The organism is Pseudomonas sp. R28(2017) (genome assembly GCF_002112505.1).
Taxonomy (GTDB): Bacteria; Pseudomonadota; Gammaproteobacteria; order Pseudomonadales; family Pseudomonadaceae; genus Aquipseudomonas.
In genome coordinates, this window is the sequence record NZ_NEHW01000012.1 from 143,639 (window position 1) to 166,810 (window position 23,172).

Here is a 23,172-nt window from a genome sequence, read left to right on the forward strand (position 1 = left end):
TGCGATGACGGGCCTGCTCAAATGGCTGTTGCTGTCAGGGTGGCTGTTCGCCGGGGTGGCGAGCGCCAGCGAAATGCCGGGCAGCGCGACCGACGGCGTACCAGGCGTACCCGCCGAGCTGCGGGTGGCCAACCGCACGATCATCACCTTGCAGGCGACCCTGCTCGGCGAAACCCCGGCGAGCAGGGTTCAGCGGGCGGCCGCGGTGATCGATGAGGCACTGCAGGGTACCGATGAGCTGCAGGTGCGCATCGACCCGATCCTCAACAGCCAGCTGGTCATCCTGGCTGGCCGGCGTGCCTTCATCGTTGCGCCGCAGGACCTGGGCGTGGACGGCGGCGATACCCGCGCGGCGGCCGAGCGAGCAGTGGCGAACCTGCAGCAAGTGATCGATGAGACCCGGCAGGCGCGCAGCCTGCATTTTCTGCTGACCGCGGCCGGCTTGTCCTTGCTGGCCACGCTGGTCTACCTGGTGTTGATCAAGGGTGCGAATTTCGCCCGCCTGAAACTGCGCGCCTTGCTGCCCGCGCTGATGCGCAGCCGGGCGCGGGAGATCAAGGTCGGGCAACTGTCACTGTTCGACATGCAGTACGTGTACTTCTTCATCGACCGCCTGTTGCGCCTGTTGTACTGGGGGGTGGTGCTGCTGTTGAGCTACGAATGGCTGAGCTACGTGCTGTCGCGCTTCCCGTATACCCGGCCATGGGGAGAAAGCCTCAACCTCTATCTGTTCGACCTGTTCAGGTTGGTGATGGATGGCGTGGTCAATGCCATCCCGGGTATCGCCGTGGCAGTGATGATCTTTTTCATCGCGCGGGGCGTCAGTGCCTTCAGCCGCCGCCTGCTCGAGCGCCTGTCGCGGCCCGGCACGCTCAAGTGGCTGACGGCGGAAACCCTGCAGCCGACCACGCGCCTGACCTCGCTGGCGATCTGGCTGTTCGCCTTGGTCATGGCCTACCCGTACCTGCCGGGCGCCGGTACGGACGCCTTTAAAGGGCTGTCGGTGCTGCTCGGCCTGATGATCTCCCTGGGCGCGTCCAGCGTGGTGGGGCAGGCGGCTGCCGGGTTGATCCTGACCTATTCGCACACACTGAAGGCGGGCGAGTACGTGCGCGTGGGCGAGCATGAGGGCACGGTGACCGAGGTGGGCATGTTCAACACCACCATCCGCACCGGGCTCGGCGAAGTGCTGACGCTGCCGAACTCGATGATCACCGGCTCGGTGACCAAGAACTACTCACGGGTCGGCCAAGGGAGCGGCTATGTTGTCGACACCGTGGTGACGATCGGCTACGACACGCCCTGGCGCCAGGTAGAGGCGATCCTGATCGAGGCGGCAGACCGTACCGAGGGCATCCTGAGCACTCCCAGGCCCCAGGTGTTCCAGACCGGGCTGTCCGACTTCTACCCGGAATACCGCCTGGTCGCCCGTGCCACGCCGGAGCAGCCGAAACCGCGGGCGGAGCTGCTGAGCATGCTGCATGCGAACATCCAGGACGGGTTCAACGCCTACGGCATCCAGATCATGTCGCCGCACTACCAGGAAGACCCGTCCAAGGACAAATGGGTACCGCGGGAGAAATGGTATTCGGCCCCGGCCCGTCCGCCAGTGGATGGGCCGGATGACCGGACATCGAGCTAGGCCTACCGGTCTGCTGCCAGGAGGTTGTCCCGCGTCTGTTGCTCCACGGTGTGCTGGATTTCCCGGGCCAGCGTCTTCACGTCATGCTGCCCGATCTCCTTGGGCATGACCTCGAAGCCGACCGAGTTGTACAAGCGCCCCCAGGCAGCCTGGGCATCGGAGTAGGCCGCTTCCCGCTGATAGCGTGACAGCAGCAGACGCCCTTCGGCGCGGATCAGTTCCAGTTCGCTCCCCAATGCCGCGCTGCGCGACGATTGCGCATAATCGAGCAGGCTGCGGTCGACGCGCAGGCTTTCGTCGGCAAACTCGACCTCCTGGCGCGCCAGCTGGTAGCGCAGCAGGCCGACACGGACCTGGGTGAGGATGGCCATGGACAAGGCGGTGCGGCGCATGTCGTCGGTCTTTTCCTGGCTTTCTTGCGCTGCAGTGATGTCGGGGTATTGCAGCAGACGCAGCAGGTTCATCGATACGTTGATGCCGGTCTGGTTCCAGTCGCTGTTGTACAGGTACTTGTTGGAGTCGTACTCGTAGCCGTAGTTGAAGCTGACGTTTGGCCACAACTGGGCCTTGGCGATCTTCAGGTCGTTCATGCTGACACGCTTGCGATACCACTCTTCCATGATTTCCGGCCGGCGCTCCAGAGACAGCCGCTCCAGTTTTTCCACATTGCCATCGAGCAAGGGCAGTGGCGGCTCGCTGCTGTCGGCCAGGACCATGCGCGTATTGGGCGGCAGCGACATCAGCGCGGCGAGTTCGGCGCGGGCGAACTCAAGGTCCTGGCGGCGCACGGTGAGCATGTAGACCGAATCGAGCAGGGCGCGCTGGTAGGCGAGGATGTCCTGGCGTGGCAGCAGGCCTTTACCCTCGGCTTCACGTGCCGCCGTCAGGGCGCGGTGGGTGCGCATCAGCAAGCCGTCCACCTCGGGCAACAGACGCTGGGCGCCCAGTGCGCGCCAGTAGGCGTTGCGCACGTCCTGCAGCACGTTCTGCGCGACTTTCTCACGGCGCTCCTCGGCCATCAGGATCTGGTCGTTCTTCTGCTGCGTACGGAAGTAGGCGACCCCGAAGTCCAGCAGGCTCCATGACAGGCCAAGGCTGTACAGGGTGCGGTAACGCTCCTCGGACGTCGACGGGCGCAAGCTGACCTGGCGGTCCTGGATGCCGATGGAGGTGCCGCCAGAGTCGTTGTTACGCCCGGCATAACCGGCCGAGGCCACCAGGCGCGGCAGCATCTCGTGGCTGGAGACATCGCGCAGGTCGGACGCCAGGGCGCTCTCCAGCAGCTTCAGGCGGTAATCGAGGTTGTATTTCAACGCACGGGCCGAGGCTTCGTAGAACGTGATTGGCCCGTTGACCGGCTCCTGCTCCTTGTACATGCGCGCCTGGTCTTCGATGACCCGCTGGCGCATTTCGTCCTCGGTGTAGGGTTTGGGCTCGAAGCTCGAGCAGGCGCTGAGCAGGACGCTGACGGCAGCGAAGCTGCCCAGGGTCTTCAAGGTCGATACTGACATAGGCTGTCCTTGGTCCATCCGTGAATGCTTGGGCTTCATTGGGTGTTGCTCCCGCGGCGCAGGGCGGCTTCGCGCAATTGCGCTCGGAAACCGGGCGCGGCCTGTGGTTTCTTGTCCGCTTGGCCGACCATGTCGGTGTGCGCAGAGGCCCATACCGAAGGGTCCGGCAGCAGGCCATCGGCCGTCAGGCTGATGACCCCATGGCGGCCATCGACCCAGTCCTGGTCTTCAGCGCTGGCACGCCGGCTTTCGCCCACTGCCCGGGCAACGAACTGGCCATTGACCTGGCCAAGCTGGCTGCCGATCGACTGGCTTTCGATCTCGGGCGTGGCGAACAGGCGAACATCACTGCCATCGGCGCCCCAGGCAGACAAGGTCAGTGTCTGGTTGACCCGTTCGACGACCGGCGCCACGAAGATCGCCGGGTTGACGTCCGGCAGCGGCACGCTGGCCAGGCCGGCACGGCTGTCGCGGTCGAAATAGGGGCCAGGCGGAATGTACGGGCTGGAGATATCCAGAGTGATGACCAGCTGGGCCTGGTCGGTGGCACCTGCCAGGTCGCTGATGGTGTAGGTGAAATAGTCCTTGAGCACTTGGCCAAGGCCTGCTGCGGCGAGGACCTCGGGGTTGCTCAGGTCGATGGTGTAGGTGTAGCTGCCGTCGGCGTTCAGCACCAAGGCGCCATAACGGCCGGCGATGGGTTGGCCAATCACCCCGGCGTTACCGCTGGCGCCTTCCTGACCGGCGCGGATGGCGGTCACGCTGAGGCTGTCGCCGCCATCCACGTCGCTGTCGTTGGGCAGTACGTTGCCACTGGTGTGCGGTGCTGGCACCTGGTCGCTGGCGGTGTTGCTGTCGTCGCGGGCCACCGGGTTGTCGTTGTTGCCCTGGATGGTCACCGTCAAGCGTGCGTCGGCAGTGGCGCCGGCGGTGTCGCGCATGCGGTAGGTGAACACTTCACGCAGCGATTCGCTGGCGCTGCGCATGGCCTGCACGGTGGGGTTGTTGTTGTCCACGGTGTAGACGTAGCTGCCATCGGCATTGATCAACAGCGTGCCATACAGGCCTTGCAGCAGCTGGCCGGCGCTGGCGCTCTGGCCGTTTTCAGCGGTGTACTGCAGCACCGTCCTGGTCTCGCCATACTGCACGCCGTCGACGTCGGTGTCGTTGTCCAGCACGTTGCCGCGCGGGTCGACGCCGCCACTGCCGTTGTTCACGCCACCGGCTTCCACGGCAGCGGCGGTGTCGTCGTTGGCCACCGGGAAGTCGTTGCGGCCATCGATGGTGATGGTCAGCAGGCCGTTGGCGGTGCCGCCCCAGAGGTCGGTGAGCAGGTAGGTGAAGTTGTCGGTCAGGGTCTGGCCGCTGACACGCAGCGCCTGCACCGCCGCCAGGCTGTTGTCCAGCACGTACTGCCAGCTGCCGTCGGCGTTCAGCGTCAGCTCGCCGTACTGGCCGCGCAGGGTCTGGCCGACGCCGGTCGGGTTGCCGGGCAACGGCCCATCGCCGCTCCAGAACGCCAGCACTTCGAGGGTTTCCGGGACGATGATGTTGATGGTGTCGGGGTCGCTGTCGTTGTCCATCACATTGCCGGACGGGTCGCTGCCGGGGATGGCGTTGTCCCGGCCGCCGGCTTCGATGGCCGGGCCCAGGTCGGGGTTGGCTACCGGTGGCTGGTTCTCACCGCGGATCAGCACATAGAGGGTGGCGGTATCGCTCAGGCCGCCCCCGTCGGTGACCTGGTAGGTGAAGTGCTGGATGACGAAACCCAGCGGGCCCAGGGCAATGATGTCGGGGTTGCTGGAGTCGACCACGAAGCGGTAGCTGCCGTCGGCATTGATCGTCAGCGTGCCGTACTGGCTGATGACCGTGGCGCTGCCGCTCAGCGGATCGAGGCTCGGGTTGCTGCTTTCGGCGCCCACGCCCACGGCGGTGACGGCCTTGCTGTCGTTGGCATCGACGTCGGTGTCGTTGTTCAGCACGTTGCCCGTGGGGTTGCGCCCGCCGTTGCCATCGTCGTCGGTGGCCACGGCATAGGCCAGGTCATCATGGGCCACCGGGGTGTCGTAGCGCCCCTCGATGGTGATGACGATCTGTGCCTGCGAGCTGGCACCGGCGGTGTCGTGCATGCGGTAGCTGAAGGTTTCCACCAGGCTCTGGCCGGCCTTGAGTGCCTGTACGGCGGCCAGGCTGTCGTTGACGGTGTAGACGTAGTTGCCGTTGCCATCGATGCTCAGCGTGCCGTAGTTGCCGGCCACCACCGTGGCGCCGGCGCTGACCTGCACGAAGGTGCCGCCAGCGGCCAGCGTGCCCAGGTAGATGCCGTCCAGGGTCTTGCTGTCGCCGGCGTCGACGTCCTGGTCATTGGCCAGGGCATTGCCGTTGCCGGGCTGGCCCGGCAGGCCGTTGTTCACGCCACCGGCCTCGACGGCGATGGCCGAGTCGTTGGCGGCAATCGGTGTATCGTTGCGGCCGTGGATGACCACGCTGAAGGTGGCGGTGACGGTCTTGCCGTTGCCATCGCTGACGCTGTACTGGAACACCTCGGTGAGCCGGTCGGCGTCGGTGCGCAGGGCCTGCACGGCGCTGTTGCTGTTGTCCACCACGTAGCGGTAGTTGCCCTGGGCGTCCAGGATCAGGCTGCCGTAGTTGCCGGCCAGCGGCTGCCCGAGGATACCATTGGCACCGGTGGGGCTGAGTACGCCGGTGATGCTCAGGGTATCGCCGTCCGGGTCACTGTAGGCGCCGCGGATGTTGCCGCTGGGGTCGATACCGGGGATGGCGTTGTTCAGGCCGCCAGCCTCGACGGCATCGATGCTGACCGCGTTGACCACGGGCGGGTCGTTGACCCCGGTGACGGTGATGACCAGCTGCGCCTGGTCGGTCAGCCCGCCGCTGTCGTGGATCTGGTAGGTGAAGAGCACGTCCAGGCGCTGCCCGGCTGCCAGGGCGCGGATGGCCGGGTCGGCGCTGTTGACGAGGAAGGTGTAGGTGCCGTCCTGGTTGAGCGTCAACTGGCCGAAGTTGCCGCTGATCAGGCTGTTGTCAGCCAGCCGGGCGATGCTGCCGGTAATTGTCCCCGGGCTGCCACCCGTAACCGGGCTGAGGGCGCCACCGCTGCTTTCCAGCCCGCTGCGCACACCGTCGACCTTGAGCTGGGTGGCGGTCGGCTGGTCGAGACTATCGACGTCGGAATCGGCGCCGACGCCAGCGTTGCCGGTGATCACATTGCCGCTGGCATTGACGGGCGCGGTGATGCCGTCGCTGGAACCGGCCGTGGCGGTGCCATGGTCGTCCACGGCTACCGGGGCGTCGTTTGCACCCTGAAGGGTGATCACCAGGACGCTGATCGATTTCAGGCCACCGGTATCGGCCATCTGGTAGCTGAACTGCTCGACCAGGGTCTGGCCAGGGGAGAGTGCCTGGACGGCAGCGTTGCTGTTGTCGATCACGTAGCGGTAGCTGCCGTCGGTGTTGAGGGTCAGGGTGCCGAAATTGCCCAGCAGGGTGGTCGAGCCGCCAGCGGGCAGCGGGATGATCCGCCCGCCGCCCGGGCCGTCGAAGCGAACGGTCGTGACCTGTCTGGTTTCGCCCAGTGCCACCGCGTCCACATCGGTGTCGTTGTCCAGTACATTACCGATGGCGTCCGCGCCGGGCGTGCCATTGTTGGTGCCGCCGGCTTCGATGGCGGTACCCACGTCACCATGGGCGATCGGTGTGTCGTTGGCACCATGGATGTTGATCTGCAGCACCGCGTTGCTGGTCAGGCCGCCGGTATCGGCAATGGTGTAGTCGAAGAAATCGCTGACGAACTGGCCCGCCGTGCGCAGCGCCTGTACCGCCGGGTTGCTGTTGTCGACCACGTACTGGAAGCCACCATTGGGCCTGATCACCAGGATGCCGTACAACCCCTGCAGCAGGGTGACGCCAGTGGCGCTGACCGCCACACCGTCAGGCCTCAGGTTGTTGGCGATGCGGGTGACGGTGAGCACGTCGCCGTTGGTCTGGATGTCGACATCGGTGTCGTTGGCCAGCACGTTGCCGGTGGGGTTCACGCCGGGGTCGGCGTTGTTCAGGCCACCGGCTTCGACCGCGATCGCCAGGTCAGGGTTGGCGATGGGGGCGTCGTTGACCGGAGTGATGATGATGTTCATCACGTCGGTGTCGGTCAGGGCATCGGCGGGATTCTGCCCGGGGATGCCGTCACCGTTGAGCGGGTGGTCACCGAAGTTGCCCTGGTCGTTGGTCACCATGGTCAGGGTTTCGGCGGTGCGGGCGGTGTTGAAGTCCTGGTCGCCCTTGTAGTACAGCTGGGCGAGCAGGGCATTCAGCTCGCTCAGGGTGCCGCTCAGGACCAGGCTGCGGCCGGCACCGGACGGTGGCGTGGCGTTGGCCGCAGGCGGGGTTGCGGCTTGCCAGAGAACGCCGTGGAGCACCGACAGGGTAATGGTCATCCCCCCTTCGGTGGTATTGCCATTCACGTCCACGTCGCTGATCGCCAGGCCGACGAGGTGCAGTACGGTGTCTTCCAGCCCTTGCTGGTCGGCGACACTGTTGACCGGGGCTTCGTTCAGGTGCACGTAGCCGGCATCGGCAGTGCCGCTGGTGCCTTCGCCCAGGCTCAGGTTGATGCTGCCGAGCCCGCCCGGGGTGGTGCCGGTATCGCTGTCGATACGCAGGCGGAAGTGGTTGTTGGCACTGACCGTGTGGTCCTGTGCCACAACCACCAGGTAGCTGCCCGAGGGCAGCAGGGCAAACTGGTACTGGCCGTCGATGGCCGTGGTGGTGGTGAAGCTGCGGTCGTCGGCGGTGCCGAACTGGCCATCGTCGCCAGCCCAGGTCAAGGTCACGCCGATGCCGCCCAGGCCCGGGCCATCGGGGGTGACGCTGCCCGTGGCGCTGCGGGTGTCGTCCCACAGCGTGCCCCGGACCACACCCATGCCGGCGCCATCGCTGAGGATGTAGTTGTTCAGGCCGCTGGCGCCGTCCTGGCCAGTGCGTTCCCCGGTTGCACCGCCAGCCGTGGCGGGCAGCGAGCCACCCCAGCCATTGGCCTCGAAATCGCTGGGCAGGCTGGTCCAGGTCAGTACTGCCGAGCTGGCCGCGTTGTCGGCGATGGTGATGTTGGGCAGGGTGACGGTGTAGATCACCTGCACGCTGTCGTTGACCGCCAGGCGCGCGAAGTCCAGCGCGATTGCCGTGCCGGCGCTGAAGCTGATGCCGGCCGGCAGGTTGGCCAGGTCCAGCGCCACGCCGTTGAGCAGAATGCTTTGTACCTGGTAGTTGCTGCCGTTGGGGAACTGGTCGGCGAGGTGGGTGTTGTAGGCCGGCACTTCGCCGTTCTGGGTGAAGCTTACCGATACCGTGGCGGTGGTGGTGCCGTTGCCGGGCGCCACGTCGACCACACGCTTGTCCAGGCTGGTGAAGCTCGGCTCGACCACCCGTTCGAACACCGTGTCGCTCTTGCCCCGGTCGACGCCGCCATTGAGGCCGACGTGCTCATGCACGGAAACACCCAGGTTGGCGCCGGCCTGGTTGCTGGCCACGTTGCTGACACGCACGTTGAACTCCAGCACCACGCCTTCGACGTCGGGGTCGTTCAGTTCGGTGTTGGTCAGGTTACCGAGGCTGAAGGTGACCGTCTGGCTGCCATCGGCATTGGTGGTGATGACCAGGCGCCCGTTGTTGGTGTCGAACACCCCGGTGGGGACCGCGCCGGACAGGTCGGCGTGAATGCCCTGGGCCACGTCACTGAGTTCGTTGCCCGGCATGCTCAAGGTACCGCTGCTGATCAGGTTGTTGGCATCGCTGGTCAACCCGGCCGGGGTGTTGGAGAGGAACGCGATCAGGATGTTGTTGAGGCTGGCGGGTATGAACTCCAGGCCTGCGGCCAGCTCGATGCGGATCTGGTAGTCGGGGTTGTCGCCAGTGGGCACCAGCACCGCCACGCGGTAGCGGACGATCTCGCCGACCACCACGTTCTCGGAGACGCCGCTGGTGTCGGTGGCACCGCTGCCGTTGGTGGCGGGCGCAGTGTCGGCCACACCACCGACCCGCGAGATGCGGATACCGTTGCTGACCGGGAAGGCCAGCAGCGAGACCAGCCGGTAATCGTTCAAGGCGCCGCTGTTGAGCACGCCGTCTTCGCCACTGCGCTCGCCCTGGGTGGTGTCGACCGTGTTGTCGCTTCCATCGAGGCTGGTCCAGCGCACGTCCACCGCGTTGCTGAAGGCCGCTTGACCTGCGGCTGTCGCATTCACGGTGCCGCTCAGTTGCAGGACGATGCGCCCGCCGTTGGCGATGTCGATGTTGGCCCCGCTGACGTTGATCAGTCGGCCGCCCTGGATGATGAAGTCGGCTCCGCCGTGGTTGGTGGCGCCGCCACTGTAGGTCACGCCGGTCAGGCTGATGCCGCTCAATTCGGTGGGCAGGCCGTCCACCAGGCTGATGTCGAAGGCGTCGGTGCCCGAGGTGTTGCTGATGACGATCTGGAAGTCGACCACGTCGCCGTCTTCATAGCCGCCGAATATCGGCGTCGAGGTGATCTGCTGGGTGACCGTGAGTGTCGGCTCGACGATGGTCACGCTGGGCTGCTGCGCGCTGTTGACGCTGCGCTCCACGGGGGCGCTGCCGTTCGGGGTGTCGCCGTCCGGGTCGCTGTACACCAGCTGGGCGCCGTTGTTCAGGGTGGTGCCTTGCTGGTTGCCGGTGACGTTGCTGGCCACCAGCACCAGGCGGATGACGAAGCTGTTGTTGCCGGTCGAATTGTCGGCGTTGGCGCGGGCGCTGGCGCTGGCGAACACCAGTTGCAGGTCGGCGCCGTCGCTGCCGTCCGGGGTCATCGGGTTGACGCTGACGCTGCCGTTGAAATCAGCGGCCAGTGCCGCGCTGCCGGCCACCGTGGTGATGATCTGGTAGCCGAGGTTGCCGTTGAAGCGCGGGTCCAGGCGCAGCCCGGGCGGAATCAGGTCGTTGATGCGCAGGTTGCTGGTCACGCCTTCGGGCAGGGTGACGACGATGTCATAGGTCATGCTTTCGCCAATCACCAGGTTGCTGCCGGTGGTGTGCGTGGCGCTGGAATCGTCGTTGCTGAGGCTGCCGTTCTGGTAGGTCTTGGTGATGCCGGGGGCGGCCACCTGCTGGTTGGCGACTTCCACCAGGTCGGTGGGGGTGAAATCCTGGCCACCTTCGACGCTGGCGTAGTGGGTGAGCGCCGCGCTGCTTTGCAGGGTGCTGGCCGCGAGGATGGCATCGTTGACGGTGACGTCGTAGGTGATCACCACCAGGTTGGCGCCGGAGAGGTCGGCGGCAGTGCCTGCGCGCCCTGCCAGCAGGGTGGCCTGGCCATTGGCATCGAGGAAGGTGATGGTGCTGCCGTTGACGCTGTAGTCGATGCCGGATACCAGCAAGGTGCCGTCGCCGCGGTGGATCTGCAGGTTGGCGGCGGCCAGGCTGCCGCCGGCGAACGCCAGGCCAGTGGGCAGGGTGATGCTGGTGCTGACGTCGTAGGCGCCACCGCCGCCGCTGTTCTTCAAGGCAGTGGCCAGGCGCAGGGTGTCGGCGCCGTCGATGCCGCTGACATTGCCGTCCACCGCCGCCAGGCTGGTGACGCTGCCACTGAACGGCACGCCGCCGGTGCCCGGGGCGTTCCAGCTGCCGGTGGTGCCGGTAACCGTGCCGTTGCTGCTGGAGACCACGCCGTGCCTGATGTCCAGCACGGGCTCTGCCACCGATTCGATCACTGCCACGTCCGAAGAAGTGAGCACTGTCTTGTCCACCGTGGTGGTCTGGCTCGATTGCGCCAGCACGTCGAGTTCGCGCTGGTCGGCGAACGGCTGGTCGCCGACCACCATGGTGAAGCGCACCTGCACCGTGCCGCCGTTGAGGCCGCTGGACACGTAGTTGCCAAAGTCGAAGATGATCGAGTTGCCTGGGCCGCTGGTAACGCTGTCCGGCACATCGAGGATGGTGTTGCCGCTGCCGAACGTCCACTGCCCGACGCCGCTGCCGAAGCTCCAGCTGATGCCGCTGGCGTTGAGCAAAGGCAGAGGCAGGTAGGCGGTGAGCTTGAAGTTCTCGTAGTCGGCCACCAGCAGGTCGTAGCTGATGGTGAAGGTCACCACATCGCCTGGGCGCAGTTCGCCGCTGCCGGGCGGGGTGCCGCCGTTGACCTGGGTCAGTTCGATGTCGACGGTGGAGGTCTCGATGGTGCTGAGGGTGCTTGAGCCGTCGGTCTGGGTGCCACCGATGTTCAACGCATCGCGCAGCACGGTCGCGGCCACGGTGGCATTGTTGCCGACGCTGTCGCCTTCGTTGAGCTGGTCATGGGGCGGGTGGTCGCTGGTGTAGGTGGTGTCGATCGTGGCGTCGTAGACGATACGCAGGGTGGTGGCGCCGCTTTGCACGTCATCGTCGTACAAATCGCCGAACAGTGCCGCCACGCCGGGGCCGGCCACCGCCTGGCGAATGGACTCGGCGATGTCGAACACCAGGGTGGTGCTGCCATCGGCATTCACTGCCTGGGTATAGACAAGGGCAATGCTCAGCGATGAGCCGTTGGCCTGCAGCAGCAGGGTGGGCGGATTGGCCAGGCTGAAGGTCTGGCCGTCACTGAGCTGGTCGGTGACCGTGAACTGGCCCTGTTCGAGGATGTTCTCGCCGAACGCGAAGAAGTCGGAAATGGCCACATCCATGGTGTAGCGCAGGGTGTCGCCGGGGGTGAGGCCCGGGCTGCCGACATCGTTCTGCAGGTTGACCTGCTTGAGCAGGGTGATGGACTTGGCGACGAAGGTGATGCCCTGGCCGTTGCCGGTTTCGCTGAACGGGTAGCCATCCGGGTCAAGGGGGCGATCGCGTGGATCGAGCGGGTTCCAGTCACCGGTGACGCTGGCGGTACCGAAGTTGAGGGTGACCGGGTTGCCGCTGGCCGGGTCGAGTACCGGGCGGCCGTTGGCGTCGATTTCCGGCACGTAGAAACTGACCTGGGTTGTGCTGGCCGCGCTGAGGGTGTCGTAATGGACGTCATAGCTGGCCACGAAGGCATTGGGGTTGGCCAGCGCCGCGGCAATCAGTGCCGGGTCGGTCAGCACCGTGCCGTCGTGCAGGGTGACTGAGGCCAGGGTGCCGCCCGGACCGGGGGTGATGGCACTGACATGGACCTGGTCAGGCACGGTCTGGGTCACCGTGACATTGGTCAGGGTTTGGCCAGGGGCAGGGGTCACGGTCACGGTCTGGGTACGGGTGTAGTTGGGGCCGGTGACGGTTTCGCCTTCGGGCATGTTGACCGTTTGCGTGACCTTGAGCAGGGTCGGCGTGACGATGAAACTGTGCAGCGAGGCTTCCACCAGGCTTGGGTCCTGCAGTGGGTTGTTCAGCGAGTCGTTGCCGTATTCGAAGCCGGCGCGGGCGTTGATGGTCAGGTTGGGGGCGCCGTCGGAGTAGTGGGTGTCGGCCAGGTTGCTGAGTAGCCCGGTGACCTGGATGTCGATGCTGGGCTGGCCATTGGTCACGCTGGCATAGGGCAGTTGCAGCACCACCATCTGGTCGCCCGGCTTCATGCCGACGCTGGCGGCGTTGATCACCAGGGCATTGCCACTGGCATCCTTGGCCAGCGGGTGGCTGGCATTGCCGTTGGCATCGAAGGTGATCACGAAGCTGTTGACCGCCTGGCCCAGGTAGGTGGCGGAGACGAAGCTGGCGCCATCGTTGCCGTCGCGGCCGGTGGCCGGCATGAACAGGTCGATGTAGGGGGCGTAGCCTTCCTGGGTCGAGGGGTTGCTGAAGCTGACGGTGAAGCTGAACTGCTCGCCCAGCTGCACGGCGGCGCCCCCGCTGCCGAGGCTGACGGTGGGGCTGGCATCGGCCAGCAGGCCCTGGAAACTGTCGAGCGTGGTGGCTGCCAGCGCGATGTGCTTGTCGACTTCCCCGCGACTGACCTCGAGCCGCCAGTCCCCACCGGCCAAACTGCTGCCAGTGGCATTGCTGGATGCACCGACATCGGCGCCGGTCCAGCGGGCAAGTTGGTCGACCAGAGCCTGGCCGGCGCTGCCTGCGCCGACGTCACAGCCATACAACTGGATGTCCGCTCCCACGTTGAGTTCGCCGCGCCAGGCACTCAGGCGCTCGCCCATCTGCTCCACGGTCTGGCTGGTAAACACCTGGTTACCCAGGGTGAACTGGCCGGCGGCCCCGTGGGAAAACACCTGGATCGAGTCGACCTTGCCCAGTTGTGCCAAGGCATTGCTGATGGCTGCGATGGCATCCTGGCCCGGGTCGACCACCAGTGCGGTGCTACCGGCTGGCAGGTTTGCCGCCAGCTGGTCGCGGTTCTCCACCCGTGCATCGATGACCACCAGGTTGCGTGGGGCCGGGGCGGGTGCCGCTGTCCGGGCTTCGCAGGCGGTGGGCGCCGGATGGGCACTGTCCTTGGCCTCTGGCGCACTTGGGTCACTGTGCTGCTGGTCCACTGCAGCTGCCGCGGCACCGTCGAAAAGGATCCGCTGCTCAAGGGCGACCGCTTGTGACCACGGACGCAAGACAGCGTTGAAACCCGCTCTGCGGTTGGTGTCCATTTCTTTGCCCTGTTTTCTATGACGCTGTTCAGTCAATCGACGCCGGTTTGTCGCTAGAAGCCGCTTTCGCGCAAACCGACCCCTATCAGCCATGTGCCCAGTTCGCCAAGCACGCTGCGTTTTTCCCCGTCGATCTTCAGCTTGCCGCGCGTTTCGCGCACGCTGGCCAAGGGTTCATCCAGCTGAACCAGCACCTGGAACAGTGCCTTGCTGGGGACCAGAGGCTCGCGGGTGGTCGGCACCGGCCCGCCAAAATGCGCAGAAAGCATGCGATGGGCCAGGTGCCCGGCGCGGGTACTGGCGATGGCCAGCACGGTGCCACGCAGCGCGGTGGGCTGGCCTTCGGGGTAAAACATCACGCTGTTGCCCACGGCAAGGTGATGCACCTGGTCCTGGGCGACGTAGGCATCGACCTGCCAGCGCGCGGGGTCGATCAGCATGCCCAGGGGTTCCTGGCGATTCACCCACTGGCCTGCCCGCCAGTCGGGGGGCAGGTCCAGCCACACGCCCGCGAACGGTGCCTGCAGGTTCAGCCGTGCGATTTCACTGCGCGCAGCACGGGCCTCCTCGTTCTGCACGTTCAAGCGTTGCAGGGTGGCGGCGTCCTCGGTCAGGCCGGCAGGGTCGGCCAGCAACCCCGACAAGCGTGCCTGATAGCTGCGGGCACTGGCCTCGCTGCTGCGCATGCGCGCAGCCAGGTCCGGCTCATCGAGCACTGCCAACACCTCGCCGGCTTTGACCTCGCCCGCCGGGTGCAGGTTTTTCAGCCGCGCAGGGTAGGGCGTGTAAACGCGCAGCTGGTGCTCGGCACGGGCCACGCCCACGGCGTCGACCTGGCTGTGCCAAGGCAGTGCCAAGGCCAGCACGCTCAACCCCGACAGCAGGTAGAACAGCCGTTTGCGCTGGCCCGGTATGCGTGTGCGTTGCTGCCACCAGTGGCTGAGCTCGCGCTTGACCGGCAGGGCGATGAACCATGCCAGCTCGACCGTGAACAGGACGATGCCCAGCAGCTTGAAGAAGAACAGGTACACCGCCACGGCAATGCCAAGGAAAAGCACCAATCGGTACAGCCAGGTGGCGAAGGCGAACGCGGCCAACAGGCGCCGCTGGCCGGCCGGGAAGGGTTCGGGCCAGGCTTCATCGAGCCCCAGCAGGCTACGCCGCATGGCAACCCGCGCCACGGCGGATGCGCGCTCGTGCAGGTTGGGAAAGTCCAGCAGGTCACTGAGAATGAAATAGCCGTCAAAACGCATGAACGGGCTGGCGTTGAGTGCCAGGGTCAATACCCAGCTGGTCGTGGCCAGGTACAGCAAGGCATTGCGCAGGGCGCCGTCGTCGCACAGGGCCCAGCCCAGGGTTGCCAGGCCGGCCAGCGACAACTCGGTAATGATGCCCGCCGCAGCGATAGCAAGGCGCTGATGGGCCCGCTTGAGCTTCCAGCTTTCGCCGGTATCGGTGTACAGCATCGGCCACAGCACCAGGAACGCGACGCCCATATGCCCGACACGCAAGCCCAGGCGGGTGGCCACCAGTGCATGGCCGAGCTCGTGCAGGGTCTTGGCCGTGACCAGGGCCAGGGCGAAGCTCAACAGGCCTTCGCTGGAGAATGACTCGACGACGGCATGGGTGAAGGTGTCCCATTGCTGCATCACCAGGATGATGCCCAGCACCGTCATGCCGGCTACCAGCAGCCCGGTGAGGGGGTGGAACAGCCAGCTCAGCGTATCGGCCAGCCGCTGCAGTGCCGCTTGTGGGCGTAGCAGTGGGATACGGAAGAACAGGTAGTGGTGCAGCCACCAGCGCCAGCTCGACCAGGTACGCGCCTCGCTCGCCGCCTGCAACCTGGCAACCTGCTCGGGCCCCGGGCGCAGCAGATGATGGTGCTCGAGGAAGGTGCGCAATGCCAGCACCTGCTCGACGTCTGGCTTGAGTGCGCTGTCCCGGGCGACCTGTTCGCTGATCTGGCGGGGCGTCTGGCCCCAGCGCAGCAGGCATTCGAACTCCAGCCAGCCGATGCGGTAGAACCGGTTGACCACAGCGTCGTGGATCATCCACGCCGGCTCGCCTTCGTGGTTGTCGGCGGCCTCGCACAAGCGCAGGTCTTCGCGCAAGGGCGGCAGTGGCAGGTCGGTAAGGTCAAGCATTACCAGCCACTCCAGGCACGCAGCGTTGCCAGCGGGCGACGCAGCAGGTAGTAGCCGAGCATGACCCGGCCACCGTAGAGCTTGGCAGTGCCATGCAGGCCGAGGCGGGCATGCCCGGCCTGCTGGTCGATACTGGCCAGCAGGCGATAGGCGACCACACCGTCATCACTGGGCCTGGCCTGGTAACTGGTTTCCAGCACTTGGCCCTTGAGCGGGTTGAGCGGGTAGGCGGTGAGGAACAGCGTCACCTCGGCGCCAGGCTCAAGCGCAATGGCATCGGCGACGGCAAGCTGGATCAACATCGCCGGTTGGGCCGGGTCGGCCACATGCATGATGCGTTCCCCGGTCGATACCGGTTTGCCCAGCCAGTCGTTGGGGTCGCTGAACACGGCTACGCCAGCCGTCGGTGCCAGTACCTGGGTACGGCGCAGTTGCGCCTGGACCGCAGCCAGCTCGGCACGGCGTTGCTGGGCGCGGCCCTGCAACAGGGTGAGTTCGCTTTTGCTTTGCGGGTTGTCGAATGCCCGTTGGCTGGCAGCCTGCAGTTCGGCATCGGCCACCGCAACCTCTTTGCCGAGCACTTCGGCGCGGCTGCGCAGGGTGGTCTCATCGAGGGAGAACAACGGTGTACCGGTCTCCACCGGCTGGTTGGGGCGCACCAGCACCTGGGCGATCACACCGTCGATGGGCGAGCTGACGATCTGCGCCTGGCGCGAAACGATCTGGGCAGGCGCCAAAGCGGTCTGGCGCACCGGTAGCAGCAACAGGCCTGCGCCGATCAGCAGGGCCAGCAGCAGTTGGCGCCGGGTCAGGCGCCAGCGGCCACGCTGGCGACGCCGGGTCAGCGCGGCCCAGCAATAGGCCCAGGTACGGACCAGGCCATCCAGCTGCTGGAACACCTGAGGCGGCGGCGGTTGTTCAAGCAGCAGCACCAGCACGCCCAGGCGCTTTGTGCCAGGCGCATGCAAAGGGATGCACCACAGGCCGGTGGGCCACCATTCGCTCCAGCCTTGGACGATGTCTTCGGGGGGCTCGGCATTGCTCAGCGTCAGCCAGGCGGGGCCAGGCTCGGTAAGCCGCTGTGCCAGCCAGCGGCTGGCGCGCCTGAGCCAGACCAGGTAGGGCGAGTCTTCGCTGGGTTTGGCCAGGCCAGACACGCACAGCAACTCGAAACCGACCTTGCCTTGCTCGAACACCAGGGCCTGATGAAACGGCAGCAGCGGGTAAAGGTCGTTGGCCATGCTGAACGCCAGCGCAGCGAGCGTCTCGGCCGCCATGGCCTTGTCGCGCAGGGCGTCAAGCTGCAGCAACAGTTGCGGGTTCGGTAGCGGTCTATTCACTGTCATGGTCGAACCGCGCGGTGCCGCTCATGCCGGCCATCAACTCGGGGAAGCGCTGGTCGAAACGCGCCTCCAGCTCCACCGTCTGCGCGACGGCGTCGACCCGGGCATTGATGATGCTGACTTTTGCCGGGTAGCGCTTGCCCGTTTCGTGCACGGTCACTTGCAGGGGTTGGCCCGTTTTCAGCGTTGCCAATTGGTTGGACGGCACATTCAGCCGCACCTTCAGGGCGCCGTCGCTGACCAGGTCGAACAACGGCGTACCGGCGCTGACGGTCTGGTAGGGTTTGACGTAAACCTTGGCCACGTAGCCGGAGAACGGTGCCAGCACCTGGCAATAGCTCATCTGGGCCTCACCCATTGCCCGGGCCCCGTCGGCTTTCTGGACTTCAGTGTTGGCGGCCGCCACTTCGATATCGCCCACCGCCTCCAGCTTGCGCAGTTGCTGTTTCGCCGCCAGGTTCTGCCGGGCCATTGCCAGTTCAGCGGCCGCCACCTTGCCGCGGGCCTGGGCCTCGTTGCAATTGAAGCGTGCCAGTGTGGCACCCTTGGCCACAGGCTCACCGATACGGGTCTTGAGCTCACCCAATGTACCGCTCATCTGGCTGGACAGGGTGGTTTCAAGGTCGGCGGCCAGCAGTACCCGGATCATCTGCGGCTCTTCGCCGGCGGTATCCTGCTCGGCGTGGGCGACAGCACAGGAAAACCCTGCCAACAGCAGCAGTACGCGATGTGCGACTACGGACATGAGCATTATCAGCCCCTTCTGGCTAGCCAACAGACAACCTTGAACCTGGGTTGCGCGCGATTGATCCCTTCATTAAAGAGCAGCCCGCGAAGCACAGAATTCTCATTTGGCGACAGCGTGCAGATCACGCTCGATATGAATGATGAAGGGTTCGCCAAATGCCTTGCGATGCGCCCGCGGAGTCATGTCGAACCAACGCTGGTGCGCTCTGCAGAAGGAAGTAGGGCGCTTGTATCCCAACTCGCTGGCTATCTGCCTGATGCTCAGGCTGGTCTTGCGCAACATGCGTTCGGCCTGGCTGCGGCGAATGCCATCCAGAAACGCTTCGAACTCCACGCCCCCCTGGGCAAGGTGGCGCTGTAGTGTTCGGGGGTGCAGATTCAATGATTCGGCCACCAGCTCCAGTGTCGCGCGATGCAAGGGCAGGAGCATCTGGATCTTGCGTTTGACTTGCGCGTGCAGATCATCTGAGTGATCACTTTGGGCTTCGAGATAAAAGCGCAGCATCGCGTGCAGTTCGTCATCTTGACCAACGCTGGGTTCAAGCAAGACACCGGACGAAAAAACCAGACTGTCATGCTCCTGCTCAAACAGTACAGGGCATTTGAAATAACGTTGATATCCGGCCGCTTGCCCCAGCGGCGAATGCCTCAAGGTGACCGCTTTGGGTCGAAAACCGCAACCACGCACTTCTGCAATGAGCAGCGTGGCGGCCAATATCGCCCGCTCGACGATGACCGGGTTATCGTGTTCATGGGGCATCAGGCTGTAGAGCAACAGTGCCGAGTAGCCCGGCCTGTTTTCCAGGCGGTAGTGAACGGTCGGCGAACAGCTGTAGATGTAACGCATGATCGCAACGAGCGCTTGCCCGACCGTTGGCGCAGACGTTGCCAGGCAGCGCAGCGCACCCTTGAACACCGCGTCGGGGTGACGGCTCTGCTCCAGCCCATAACCCGGCATCACCCATTTTTGCGCTTGCAGCGCCAAGGCGCCGACCCACTCTTTATAGGCGCAGCCTTCGCCAGGTTCGTGCCCGCCAAGCAAGTCGATCAGTTGCCCATTGAGCGCACCGGCCTGGGCGCCCATTACTGTGGTTTGCGTTATGCCGCGGATACCATCCATAGAATCTAAGGCCCCTTGTTGTCCCCGTTGAAACAGGGGCTCACCGCCAAACCCTGGCAGTGAGCCCATACTGTCATTTTTTCAGTGACTGGAACGACTTGACCATGTCGCGCGCCCAACCATCCAGCACTGCTTTGGCGTCCTTCGCCTGCATCACCTGGGAGGCGTTCTCAAGGTCAGTGCCCGCACCCTTGCGCACCACCTCAGCGACGACCTGGTTCGAGTTGCCGTCAATGAAGGCGGCTTCCGTTGCAACACTGGTGTCCTGATCGCGGATCCCCGTGGCAGTACTGATACCGGCAGCGATCAGCGCAATAGGGATCACCTCGTACGGGCGCAGCCCTTTGGTGGACGCGCTGACGGCGGTAATGGCCGGACGGACGATCAACACATTCGGGCCTGGGCTGGTGGCCAAGGGCAATACTTTGGAGAATTCGTTCTTCAACGCCTGATCGTAGTACTGGGTAATACCCGTCAAGGTGTTCTGCGGGACTTTTTCAGTAGGTTGTGGTTTCGGATAGAACTGGCTCGGCTCTATGAAGACACTGCTGTAGGTGCTGGCATTGATGCCGGGCTTGATCCAGCGCATGACGGCCGCGCCGCTGGGCGATTTCTCTTCCTTCAGGACGCTGTAGTCTTTGAGAAAACCGGAATACTGCTCAGGCTCTACATACTTGCTGGCGCAGCCACCCAGCAACAGGGATGACAGGCATACAGTTGCGGCAATCGACTTGAGTTTCATACATTCTCCCTCTCTGATAGCAAATCCTGTACATCGGTAATGATTCAGAACCGCCAGGTCGCACCGCCGCCGACGATATGCAAGGCGCTGTTCTTGTAGGTGCCGGACAGCGTATTGCCCGAACGTGACTTGGTCTGGTCGACATCCATGTCACCCAGCCACACCAGGGTGTAGGCCAGATGGACGTCCAGGCCTTCCTCGACCTGGTAGTTCACGCCGGTGGCCAGGCGCCAGGTTTCACCCATGGGGTTGTCGACCGTGCGGTCCTTGTCGTCGACTGCCGAGCTGTCGTAACCGACCCCAACGCTCCAGCGCACTTGCCGGGTGGCTTGGTACATCGCACCCACCGACGCGTGCCAGGTGTCCTTGTACTTGCGATCCACCGTGCGACTGACGCCGCCACCATTGGCGTCGACGTCGACCCCGACATCGCCGAAGTCACTCCAGTCCTGCCAGCCCAGGCTGCCGAGCAGCTTCCACTGTTGGTTCAGGTCATGGGCGATGCTTGCAGTGACGGTTTGCGGCACATTCAGGTCCAGCTCCAGCGAATCGACATCGAGGCGATTGAGCCCGGCATTGATGATGGGGTTGGTGATGTTGCGCAGGTGCGGGCTGTCTTCGAACTCCAGTTTGACTTTGCTGGTGTAGGCAAGGCCGACTGCGGTGCGCGGGGAAAGCTGGTAGAGGAGGCCGAGGTTGACCCCGGTACCCACGTCCGTGTCCTTGTATTCCAGTTGCCCGTCCGGGCGATCGAGCACGCCAAGCAGGTTGTTGTTGATTGCCATCTCGGTGCGGTAGTAGCCCAGCATGATGCGCGGGCCGATACCGATCGACAGGTCATCGGTGAACTTGTAGGCCAGCGTGGGCTGAAAGGACACACCGATGATCGCCGCCTCCTGGGTGAAGTAGCGGCCAGCCCAGTCATCGTCATAGTCCAGGGCCAACCCGAAGTTGCCGTACATGCCAAAGCCGATCGCCGAGCGCTCGTCTATCTGATGGCTGATGAACAGGCTGGCACCGGGCAGGTACTGCAGCGCGTTACCGCCTTCATTGCCGTCAAACTGATTGTTGCCATCCCGTGAGAACTTGATATCACCCAGAATGACCTGGGCGTTGGCGCTGATCTGCGTGCCTTTCAACTGGGTAAGGCCCGCGGGGTTGCTCATCAGTACGCTGGGGTCGTTGGCCAGTGCCGCAGAACCCGCGTTGGCCAGGCCGTTGCCTTCCTGGCCGGCTTCGTAGATGAAAATGCCGCCGGCTGCAGCCTGGGCACTGGCCAGCAGCAGCGAGCAAGCCGTTGCCGGGAGTGACCAGCGATGGGCGCAGCGCTGGTATGCATTCATGTCGCTGTTCTCCATTGAATGAAGCGGTAACCTGCCTGCGGAAAAAAGGGGGCAGGGCACCGACACAGTCGATGGCCCGCCCGACGCCTAGGCACGGCAAAGGAGCATTCAGGGCGTTACGATCGGGAACCAGAAGTCGAAGTTGTCCATGTAGCTCATCAACTCTTCCAGCTTGCCTTCTGCGCCGTCGATCTTGATCGAACCGGCACTGACCGCATCCTTGAGCGTGGTTTCCTTGAGCATCAGTTTGTTCAAGGTGTCACGTGTCAACGTCAGCGTGGCGTCGGCGTCGTTGGCCTGCATGCCTTCGGTGTGGTTGAGCACGCCGTTGACCATCTCCAGCGCGTACTTCTGCTTGAGGTCGGTGAAGTCGAGGTTGAGGGTGATGTGCTTGTCGGCCACTTCCGGCCCTTTCAAACGCATGGCCAGGTAATCGAAGAACAAGTCCAGGTCCATGGCCTTGACGGTGTCCGGGCTTGCCGTATTCGGCGTCGGCAATTGCTTGACACCTTCGCGCAGCTCCTTGGCCCCGGTCAGGTAGAAGTTGCGCCATGGGCCACTCTCGGCCTGGTAGCCCAGTTGCTCCAGGGCATCGGCCTGCATGTTTTTCGCAGCCTGGTTGCCCGGTTCGGCGAACACCACATGGTTGACGACCTCGGCTACCCAGCGGAAATCGCCCTTGTCGTAGTACTCCTTGGCCTTCTTCAGGATGGCGTCGGCGCCGCCCATCATGTCGACGTAGCGTTTTGCCTGTTCCTCGGGTGGCAGCTCCCACAGGGTAGCGGGGTTGCCAATGAACCAGCCCAGGTAAAGCACATAGGTGGCTTTGACGTTATGGTTCAACGACCCGTAATAGCCACGGTTGGAAAAGCGATTGGCAATACCCTTGGGCAACTGCACCTGCTCGGCGATCTCGGTCATGGTGTAACCCTTGTTCGCCAGGCGCAGGGTTTCGTCGTTGATGTAGCGGTACATGTCACGCTGCGACGACAGCTGATCGCGGACTTCCTTGTTGCCCCAGACCGGCCAGTGGTGCATGGCGTACATGACCTGGACGTCGCTGCCCCACATCTTCAGGGCTTCGTTGAGGTATTTCGACCATGGCAGCGGTTCGCGGATCTTCGCGCCCCGCAACGAATAGGTGTTGTGCAGGGTGTGGGTGGAGTCTTCGGCCGTGTTCAGTGCCTTTTTCTCGTGGATGTAATAGAGCATCTCTGCCGGCGCTTCACTGCCAGGCGCATACAAAAACTCATAGGTCAGGCCGTCGATCACGTGTTTCTCGCCGGTCTTCTCGATGATGTCAGTCGGCGGGATCAGGGTGACGGTGCCGGCCGACGTGGTAGTCCCGAGCCCTGCACCCAACTGGCCGGTTTCGTTCGGCGGCAGCAAGTTGCCGTACATGTAGCTGGCACGCCGGCTCATGGCAGTACCGGCCATGACGTTCTCGGCGACAGCGTGCTCAAGGAAGCCTTTGGGCGCGTAGATCTTGACCTTGCCGGCCTTGACGTCGGCTTCGTCGACGACGCCGCGCACACCGCCATAGTGGTCAACATGGCTGTGGGTATAAATGACGGCGACCACGGGCTTTTTCGGCCGGTGCTTGAAATACAGGTCCAGTGCCGCTTTGGCTGTCTCGCTGGAAATCAAGGGGTCGAAGATGGTGATCCCTTCCTTGCCTTCGACGATGGTCATGTTCGACAGGTCGTAGTTGCGCACCTGGTAGATGCCATCGGTAACTTCGAACAGGCCGGAAATATTGATCAGTTGCGACTGCCGCCACAGGCTGGGGTTGGTGGAGGCGGGCGCCTCGGTGCCTTCCTGGATGAAACTGTATTTGCCTGGGTCCCATATCATATTGCCACTAGCGCCCTTGATAGGCTCTGATGGCAAGGGTGCGATAAAACCTTTGTGCGCCAACTCGAAAGACGTCTTGTCATTGAAAGGCAGCGCTTTGAGCAACGCATCGTTCGCAGCTTTTGTTGCCGCAGTCGCCGGTTTGGCTTGTTCCG

General features: G+C 64.4%; 10 protein-coding genes. 1 reads left to right on the top strand and 9 read right to left on the bottom strand.

Translation table 11 applies throughout. The features are described 5' to 3' along the window. The first annotated feature begins 4 nt into the window (after positions 1 to 4). The gene (locus CAF78_RS20825) at positions 5 to 1,642 is read left to right on the top strand and encodes a mechanosensitive ion channel domain-containing protein (RefSeq protein WP_085677547.1); all 1,638 of its coding nucleotides are present in this window, start codon (positions 5 to 7) and stop codon (positions 1,640 to 1,642) included. 2 nt (positions 1,643 to 1,644) lie between these two features. Here CAF78_RS20825 and CAF78_RS20830 read toward each other — a convergent pair whose 3' ends face one another. The 9 genes from CAF78_RS20830 to CAF78_RS20870 form a co-directional block, all read right to left on the bottom strand. Continuing rightward, a complete protein-coding gene (locus CAF78_RS20830) occupies positions 1,645 to 3,153 on the bottom strand; it encodes a TolC family protein (RefSeq protein WP_085677548.1) in 1,509 nt (502 codons plus the stop codon). A gap of 35 nt (positions 3,154 to 3,188) precedes the next feature. After that, complete coding sequence (locus CAF78_RS20835; protein WP_085677549.1) at positions 3,189 to 13,724, bottom strand: VCBS domain-containing protein; 10,536 nt, start codon at positions 13,722 to 13,724, stop codon at positions 3,189 to 3,191. 53 nt (positions 13,725 to 13,777) lie between these two features. Beyond that, entirely contained in the window at positions 13,778 to 15,868 is a 2,091-nt protein-coding gene (locus tag CAF78_RS20840; protein WP_085677550.1) for an HlyD family efflux transporter periplasmic adaptor subunit, read from the bottom strand. Next, the gene (locus CAF78_RS20845; protein WP_085677551.1) at positions 15,868 to 17,214 is read right to left on the bottom strand and encodes an efflux RND transporter periplasmic adaptor subunit; all 1,347 of its coding nucleotides are present in this window, start codon (positions 17,212 to 17,214) and stop codon (positions 15,868 to 15,870) included. The genes CAF78_RS20840 and CAF78_RS20845 overlap by 1 nt, the downstream gene beginning before the upstream one ends. Continuing rightward, entirely contained in the window at positions 17,201 to 17,962 is a 762-nt protein-coding gene (locus tag CAF78_RS20850) for an efflux RND transporter periplasmic adaptor subunit (protein WP_085677552.1), read from the bottom strand. Before CAF78_RS20850 ends, CAF78_RS20845 begins: the two co-directional genes overlap by 14 nt. Positions 17,963 to 18,058: 96 nt before the next feature. Further along, positions 18,059 to 19,078, bottom strand: coding sequence for an AraC family transcriptional regulator (locus CAF78_RS20855; protein ID WP_085677553.1), 1,020 nt, complete (start codon positions 19,076 to 19,078; stop codon positions 18,059 to 18,061). A gap of 73 nt (positions 19,079 to 19,151) precedes the next feature. After that, entirely contained in the window at positions 19,152 to 19,820 is a 669-nt protein-coding gene (locus CAF78_RS20860; protein ID WP_085677554.1) for a DUF3313 domain-containing protein, read from the bottom strand. A gap of 44 nt (positions 19,821 to 19,864) precedes the next feature. After that, complete coding sequence (locus CAF78_RS20865; RefSeq protein WP_085677555.1) at positions 19,865 to 21,163, bottom strand: OmpP1/FadL family transporter; 1,299 nt, start codon at positions 21,161 to 21,163, stop codon at positions 19,865 to 19,867. Between the two features lie 108 nt (positions 21,164 to 21,271). Continuing rightward, a complete protein-coding gene (locus CAF78_RS20870) occupies positions 21,272 to 23,017 on the bottom strand; it encodes an alkyl/aryl-sulfatase (protein WP_256573960.1) in 1,746 nt (581 codons plus the stop codon). Positions 23,018 to 23,172 lie beyond the last annotated feature (155 nt).